The sequence below is a fragment of the Nocardia halotolerans genome (assembly GCF_042650145.1).
GTDB classification, from domain to species: domain Bacteria; phylum Actinomycetota; class Actinomycetes; order Mycobacteriales; family Mycobacteriaceae; genus Nocardia; species Nocardia halotolerans.
In genome coordinates, this window is sequence record NZ_JBHSDL010000030.1 from 575,415 (window position 1) to 582,363 (window position 6,949).

The following is a 6,949-nucleotide window of genomic DNA, read 5'->3' on the forward strand; positions in this document are numbered from 1 at the left end:
GAATGGTGGCGGGTCGTGCTCGGTCACTACGGCGAGTCGGGCCGCGACGAAGCCCGTTGTCCGCCCCTCGTACGGCGTCACTAAACTGTGCCGGTGACAGAAACTCAGAGACCGGTCCTCGTCGTCGACTTCGGCGCACAGTACGCCCAGCTGATTGCCCGCCGGGTGCGTGAGTCGAGCGTGTTCTCCGAGGTCATTCCACACACCATGACGGTGGAGGAGATCGCCGACAAGCAGCCACTGGCGGTGATCCTGTCCGGCGGCCCGTCCAGCGTGTACGCCGAGGGCGCACCGCGACTCGACGCGCGGCTGTTCGACCTGAACGTGCCCGTGTTCGGCATCTGCTACGGCTTCCAGGCGATGGCCCAGGCCCTCGGCGGCACCGTCGCCCACACCGGCACCCGCGAATACGGCCGCACCGAACTCAACATCGACGGCGGCGTGCTGCACGGCGGTCTGCCGACGATCCAGCCGGTGTGGATGAGCCACGGTGACGCCGTGACCGACGCCCCCGAGGGCTTCGAGGTCACCGGCACCACCGCGGGCGCCCCCGTCGCCGCGTTCGAGGATCGCGCGCGCCGCCTGGCCGGGGTCCAGTACCACCCCGAGGTGCTGCATTCCCCGCACGGCCAGCAGGTGCTGAGCCGCTTCCTGCACGAGATCGCGGGCATTCCCGGCCAGTGGACCCCGGCCAACATCGCCGAGGCACTGATCGAGAACGTGCGCGAGCAGATCGGTGACGGCCACGCGATCTGCGGCCTGTCCGGCGGTGTCGACTCCGCGGTCGCCGCAGCCCTGGTGCAGCGGGCCATCGGTGACCGGCTCACCTGTGTGTTCGTCGACCACGGGCTGCTGCGCGCCGGTGAGCGCGAGCAGGTGCAGCAGGACTTCGTGGCCGCGACCGGCGCCAAACTGGTGACCGTCGACGCGGTGGACAAGTTCCTGGGTGAACTGAAGGGTGTCGCCGACCCCGAGGAGAAGCGCAAGATCATCGGCCGCGAGTTCATCCGCTCCTTCGAGGACGCGGTGGCCGGCATCGTCATCGAAGAGGGCACCACCGAAGGCAGCACCCCGAAGGTGGAGTTCCTGGTGCAGGGCACGCTCTACCCGGACGTCGTCGAATCCGGTGGCGGCACCGGCACCGCGAACATCAAGAGCCACCACAACGTCGGCGGCCTGCCCGACGACCTCGAGTTCGACCTGGTCGAACCGCTGCGGCTGCTGTTCAAGGACGAGGTCCGCGCGGTCGGCCGCGAACTCGGCCTGCCCGAGGAGATCGTCGGCCGTCAGCCCTTCCCGGGCCCCGGTCTGGCCATCCGCATCGTCGGCGAGGTGACCGCCGAGCGGCTCGACCTGCTCCGTCAGGCCGATGCCATCGCCCGCGAGGAACTCACCGCCGCGGGTCTGGACAAGCAGATCTGGCAGTGCCCGGTGGTGCTGCTCGCCGACGTGCGGTCGGTGGGCGTGCAGGGCGACGGCCGCACCTACGGTCACCCCATCGTGCTGCGTCCGGTGTCGAGCGAGGACGCGATGACCGCGGACTGGACTCGCCTGCCCTACGACGTGCTCGAGCGCATCTCCACCCGCATCACCAACGAGGTCGCCGACGTCAACCGTGTGGTCCTCGATGTGACGAGCAAGCCGCCGGGCACCATCGAGTGGGAATGAGTTAGATCGGTCGTTTCGGCGGCACCACCCGGGTGAGCAGCAGTCTGCCCAGGAGGAAGCCGCCGGCCGAGGGCCGATGGGTGGCCGGTGGCAGGGCCCTCGCCACGGGGGTCGATGACTGCCGGTCTGCGCGGTCGCTCATTGCCGTTGCCCTTCAACAGAAATGGCCCGTCACGCGGACGGGCCATTTCTCGTTTCGATTGTCCTCGGTCAGTTCCGCTTGCGCCCGGGTGCCAGCACCAGCAACAGGCCGATGACGCTGGCGGCGATCACCACACCCCAGCCGATCGGCAGGACGCCACCGGCGTCGGGAGTGGGGGCGCCCAGCAGGGCCCAGATGCTCAGCGCCAGGGCGAGCAGACCGGTGCACAGCAGGGAGAAGGCCGGGCGGCGTTCGGTGTTCGTCGATTCAGCCACGGGTCACCTCCACACTGCCCATGCGCACCACGACCCGCAGGTCCAGGACCGGTGCATCGGGGTTGTCCGGCCCGGTCAGTCCTTCGTCGCACCGGGTGGCGTCGCCCGCTCTGATGTCACAGGTCGTGTGCACTCGCATCCCTTCGGGAAGTAGGACGATGCCTTCGGCCATGTTCACCGACAATTCGACGGCCTTCGGCTCGGTGAGCGCCAGCTCTCGCAGATCCAGGGTGGCCGAACCCATGGTCATCGTGTAGTTCGGCTGTAGTTCGGCGACCGAGGCCGGCGTCCAGGTGCGTTCGCCCATGGCGTTGCCCTCGAAGTCGATCGGCCCGATCAGCGAGGCCAGCAGGACGAATCCGGCCAGTGGCGCGGTGAGCATCAGCAGGCCGTACCCGCGCCGCAGGAACGCGCCGACGATGAGGCCGAGTGCGACCACGGTCAGCGCGACCGCGCCGATCCGCGCCGGAGTCATCCACTCCGCGCCGGAGGCGGCCACCGCACCGGCCACCGCGGCGGCCAGGATCGCCAGGCCGATGGTGATCGGCGTCAGCCGGGAGCGGGGACGTTTCGGCTGTGTGGGTGCGACCGGCGCGTACCTGGGGGCGGTGTCGGGCAGTTCCCAGGCCAGCGGTGCCACGGCGAGTGGATCCCAGCCGCTGGGTACCTGCGCGCCGAGGCGGGGTCGCGGTGTGGAGGAGGGCTTTTCAGGGCGCTGGGGATCCTTGCGCAGGATCGCGGTGGCGTCGTCCTCGACGGTCTTCGGGGAATCCGCTTCGTGCTTGTCGAGATCGACGGACGCGGTTACCGAAGGCGCGGTCGGTGATTCGGTGGTGGAACCCTTTTCCAGGCGAATCGTTTCGGTGGCGTCCGCGTCGACAGCGGTCTGTTCCGCTGAGACAGCTTCTCCACCTGTCGAATCGGATTCATCGGCACCCGTTCGGCCCGCGTCCTCGGGCTCGGCGATGTCATCGAGCCGGAAATCATCGGCCTTGCTCAGCCGGGGTGCGTCGGTGACCGTCTCGGTTTCATCGACACGTAGCAGCGGTGCGGATTCGGCTGCCGCCCCGCCAGTTTCCGCCGCCGGGGTTTCCTCCCGTGGAAGCACCGTGGTCGCCGGGTCGGGAGCATAGGTGTCGGGAAGTCTGGTGTAGGGCGTGTACACCCCGGTGGGCGGTACCTCGGGTGTGTAGGGGTACCCGTGTGCGCTGGTCGGGTAGCCCGCGCCGGGGTAACCGGTGGCGCCGACCGGGGCCCGATAGCTGTCGAAACCGGCGGGCAGCTCCGGATGACGCAGGTAGAGCATCCACCAGCCGGCCAGCATCAGGCCCATGCTGAACACGCCGGAACCGCCCAGCCCCAACCCGATCGGTCCCATGGTCGAGACCGCGATGGCGAGCGCGACGATCAGCACGATCGTCTTCGTCTGGGAGTGGGTGCCGCGCCCGTTCGCGGACAGCGACTCGGCCGCCGAAGCCCCGTCATTCGCCGACCCGAGCACCAGCCACGCCAGCAGATACAGCACGACGCCCGCGCCGCCGAAGATGGTGGAGACCACGAACGCCACCCGCACCAGCACCGGGTCGACGCCGTAGCGCAAACCGAACCCGGCGGACACACCGGCGATCGGGCCCTGCCGGGGCAGCCGGACGGGCCGCGTGCGCCACATCTGGTGGACCTGGTCGGCGAAGCTCGTTCTGCTCATGGGTTCCATGGTGTGCCGCGCCACCCCTTCCGCGCATCGGGGGGAACCCTGAAAAGTGCCCGGGTTCGGGTGCGGGGTCGTCCGCTACAGGAACATGGTGTCGCCGAAGACCGAGTTCGTCGCACTGACCTGCTCGGTGGCGGCGGTGACCGTTGCCCAGGAGTAGATGTTGAGCGGCCCGCCGCAGTCGCCGACCATCAGGTGGAAGTCGCGGTTCACCAGATAAGTGGTGCCCGAGCTCAGCGGCATGGATCCCACGTCGATCTTCTTGATCTCGCCCGGCGCGAGCGACAAGCTCAGCTCGAGACCGGCCGAGACGGACGGACCGATATCGGCGGACGCGTCGGGACCGGACGAGCCGAATCCGACAGTCGCCCCCGCACTGGCCGAGATGCCGCCGTCGAGGCCGACCGAAAGCGTCAGGTCCACCGCACAGGCGACGAGATAGCCGGAGGTGAGCTCGCCGGTCGCGCCGGGCGGTGCGGTGACGTAGGCGGTGTTGTCGAGAAACACTTCGCGATTGGTCGGCATCGCGTTGAGCGGGGGCACCAGCCGGTAGGACTGTTCGGTGTGGCCGAGCGTGAGGGTGAAGCCCTCGGGCCCGTGGTAGGTGGTCTCGTGCGGTGCCATCGGTGTCGCCGCGGCAACCGGCGTCATCGCGAGGGTGCTCAGTGTGATGGTGGCCGCCCCCAGCACGGTGCTGATGATGTTCACTTGTTCCTCCCTAAGCGGCGGCCGCGCTTCCCGGCCTGCCGTCAACGAGGAAGATCATCTGTGCCCGCGCTTTCGAAACGCCGATGCATTTGCTGAAGATTTCAGCTGGAATCGTCACTACCGGTTCCGGTCCGGTCTGCCGCCCTGGCCCCTGCGGCATCTCGCTCGGGCATACCTCCTGTCAGAGGCTGGTTTTGTCCGGTCCGGACAGCTCTATTCACAGATCAGAGCCGGATCGCCGGACCTGGGGAGGAGATCAGGGACTTACCTGATGTCGTCCCAGCTCGCGCGTGCCAGTATCGAAGGATGGATCCGTCTGTTCCCGCCCGCACCGTCACCCAGGGCCTGCCCGGGCCCGGAGCCGCCGCCGGGAACAGTGGTGCCGCGCACCCTCCCGCCCATGAGGCCCACGGCCGATCCCTGCCCGGTACACCGACGACCGGTGCTGCCGAGTCCGCCGCCCGGGGTGACTCGGGGCCGCGCGCCGATTCGATGCAACCGGGGTCCGGCGGTGCTGGGGCGCCGCAGGGGATGAACTGGCCGGGAGCTGGGAGCTACCCGCGCGCTGGGTACCAGCCTCGGTGGCGGTCCCCGCAACGGTTCGCCCCGCCGCCGCGCCGGTTCGCCGCGCCACCCCCGCCGTACGGCCCACCGCAGCAGTACCGCCCTGCCCCGGGATACGGCCAGGCCCCGCCGATGGGTTACGGCGTGCCACCTGGGTACCGCCCAGGCATGTTCCCCGTTTCCAGCCCCGAACCGGCCGGTCGGCCGTTGCCCGAGTTGCCGCGCATGGTCCGGCGCACCGGTGGCCGGGTGGTCGGCGGCGTGGCCGGTGGGCTGGCCGACCATCTCGGCGTCGACGTGTTCAAGGTGCGCATCGCCTTCGTGCTGCTGTCGGCGCTGGTCGGTGCCGGCCTGGTGGCCTACGGACTGCTGTGGATCTTCACCCCGGCGGGTTCCGACGCCGCCGAACCCACCGGTGACGAACGCAGGCAGGCGATCGGGCTCGCACTGCTGGGTGTCGTCCTCGCGGTCACCGTCGGCTGGTTGTTCCAGGGGACCGCGGCGAAGGTGATCGCGCCGATCGTGGTGGTCGCGGTCGGCGCCGCGCTGGTGTGGCGGGAATACGATGTGGCCGCGCCGGGGCCGCGGGCGCTGTTCGGGTTGCCCGCGCGCCCGTCGGTGGTCACCTGGTCGCGCATCGTGGCCGGTGTGACGCTGATCGTGGTCGGGCTCGGCGTGGTGGTGCTGGCCCGGATCGATCTGAGTTCGCTGGGCTCGGCGCTGATCGCGGTGGCGGTCACCCTCGTCGGTGCGGGCCTGCTCACGGTGCCGCTGTGGTTGCGCATGGTCCGCGCGCTCAATGCCGAACGCGGCGCCCGCATCCGCAACGAGGAGCGCGAGGAGATCGCCTCCCACCTGCACGATTCGGTGCTGCAAACCCTGGCCCTGATCCAGCGCCAAGCCGAGGACTCACAGGAAGTGGTGCGCCTGGCCCGCAGCCAGGAACGTGAACTACGCAAATGGCTCTTCGACGACACCGCCCCCGCGCAGTCCAGCCTGGCCGCCGCCCTGCGCACCATCGCCGGTGAGGTGGAGGACCAGCACGGTGTGAAGGTCACCCCGGTCACCGTCGGTGATGTGGCCATGGACCCCGGCGACACCGGCGCCGGGCTGCCCAAGGAACATTTCACCGCACTGCTCGGCGCCACCCGCGAAGCGCTGGTCAACGCCGCCAAACACGCCGACGTCCCCGAGATCGACCTGTTCGCCGAAACCGAACCGCACCAGGTGAGCATCTTCGTGCGCGACCGCGGCGCCGGTTTCGACGTGTCCGCGGTGCCCACCGACCGGCGCGGGGTGGCGAAATCGATCTGCGCCCGAATCGAACGTCGCGGCGGCACCGCCGAGATCGACTCGACCATCGGTCGTGGCACCGAGGTGCGGATCGTCATGCCACGCACCGACTCCGGCACCTCCGAACCCGACGCGAGTGACCTGTTCGACCCGGGCACAGACCCTGCCGAGGCCGGGGCGCGGGGCGATGCCGACCTCCCCGAGGCCGTTGACGGTGAGGATCAGGTCGGCGATTCCGAGTGGTCGACAGCTGGTGCTGCTGCGGTCGACGGTGGGACTCAGGTCGATCGCGACGACTCCGGTGGACACCCGGTCGGCACTTCCGCCGACGCGCCGACCGCCGCTTCGCGCCGGGAAGATCACGCGTCGACCCGGAACCACCAGACCGAACGTTGAGCGTGTGCTCGCACGCACCCGAGTCGGCCGGGACCCGCGACCGATCCGGTGTGCTCGCGCCGGAGCCGAGTCGGCCGGGACCCGCGACCGATCCGGTGTGCTCGCGTCGGAGCCGAGTCGGCCGGGACCCGCGATCGATCCGGTGTGCTCGCGTCGGAGCCGAGTCGGCCGGGACCCGCGATCGATCCGGTG

6 protein-coding genes are annotated in these 6,949 nt (G+C 69.7%); 2 read left to right on the forward strand and 4 right to left on the reverse strand.

Annotated features, from left to right (window positions below; translation table 11 throughout):
• Positions 1–93 precede the first annotated feature (93 nt).
• The gene (gene guaA, locus ACFO5K_RS26030; protein WP_378568273.1) at positions 94–1,668 is read left to right on the forward strand and encodes a glutamine-hydrolyzing GMP synthase; all 1,575 of its coding nucleotides are present in this window, start codon (positions 94–96) and stop codon (positions 1,666–1,668) included.
• A gap of 1 nt (position 1,669) precedes the next feature.
• Here guaA and ACFO5K_RS26035 read toward each other — a convergent pair whose 3' ends face one another.
• From ACFO5K_RS26035 to ACFO5K_RS26050, 4 genes are all read right to left on the reverse strand, one after another.
• Complete coding sequence (locus ACFO5K_RS26035) at positions 1,670–1,810, reverse strand: hypothetical protein (RefSeq protein ID WP_378568275.1); 141 nt, start codon at positions 1,808–1,810, stop codon at positions 1,670–1,672.
• A 68-nt stretch (positions 1,811–1,878) separates the two neighbouring features.
• Positions 1,879–2,085 carry a hypothetical protein gene (locus ACFO5K_RS26040; protein WP_378568277.1) on the reverse strand — a complete coding sequence of 69 codons (207 nt, stop codon included), beginning with the start codon at positions 2,083–2,085 and terminating at the stop codon, positions 1,879–1,881.
• The gene (locus tag ACFO5K_RS26045; protein ID WP_378568279.1) at positions 2,078–3,790 is read right to left on the reverse strand and encodes a PspC domain-containing protein; all 1,713 of its coding nucleotides are present in this window, start codon (positions 3,788–3,790) and stop codon (positions 2,078–2,080) included. Before ACFO5K_RS26045 ends, ACFO5K_RS26040 begins: the two co-directional genes overlap by 8 nt.
• Before the next feature lie 84 nt (positions 3,791–3,874).
• Complete coding sequence (locus ACFO5K_RS26050; protein ID WP_378568281.1) at positions 3,875–4,504, reverse strand: MspA family porin; 630 nt, start codon at positions 4,502–4,504, stop codon at positions 3,875–3,877.
• A 732-nt stretch (positions 4,505–5,236) separates the two neighbouring features.
• Between ACFO5K_RS26050 and ACFO5K_RS26055 the strand changes: the two genes are divergently transcribed.
• A complete protein-coding gene (locus ACFO5K_RS26055; RefSeq protein WP_378568283.1) occupies positions 5,237–6,757 on the forward strand; it encodes an ATP-binding protein in 1,521 nt (506 codons plus the stop codon).
• Positions 6,758–6,949 lie beyond the last annotated feature (192 nt).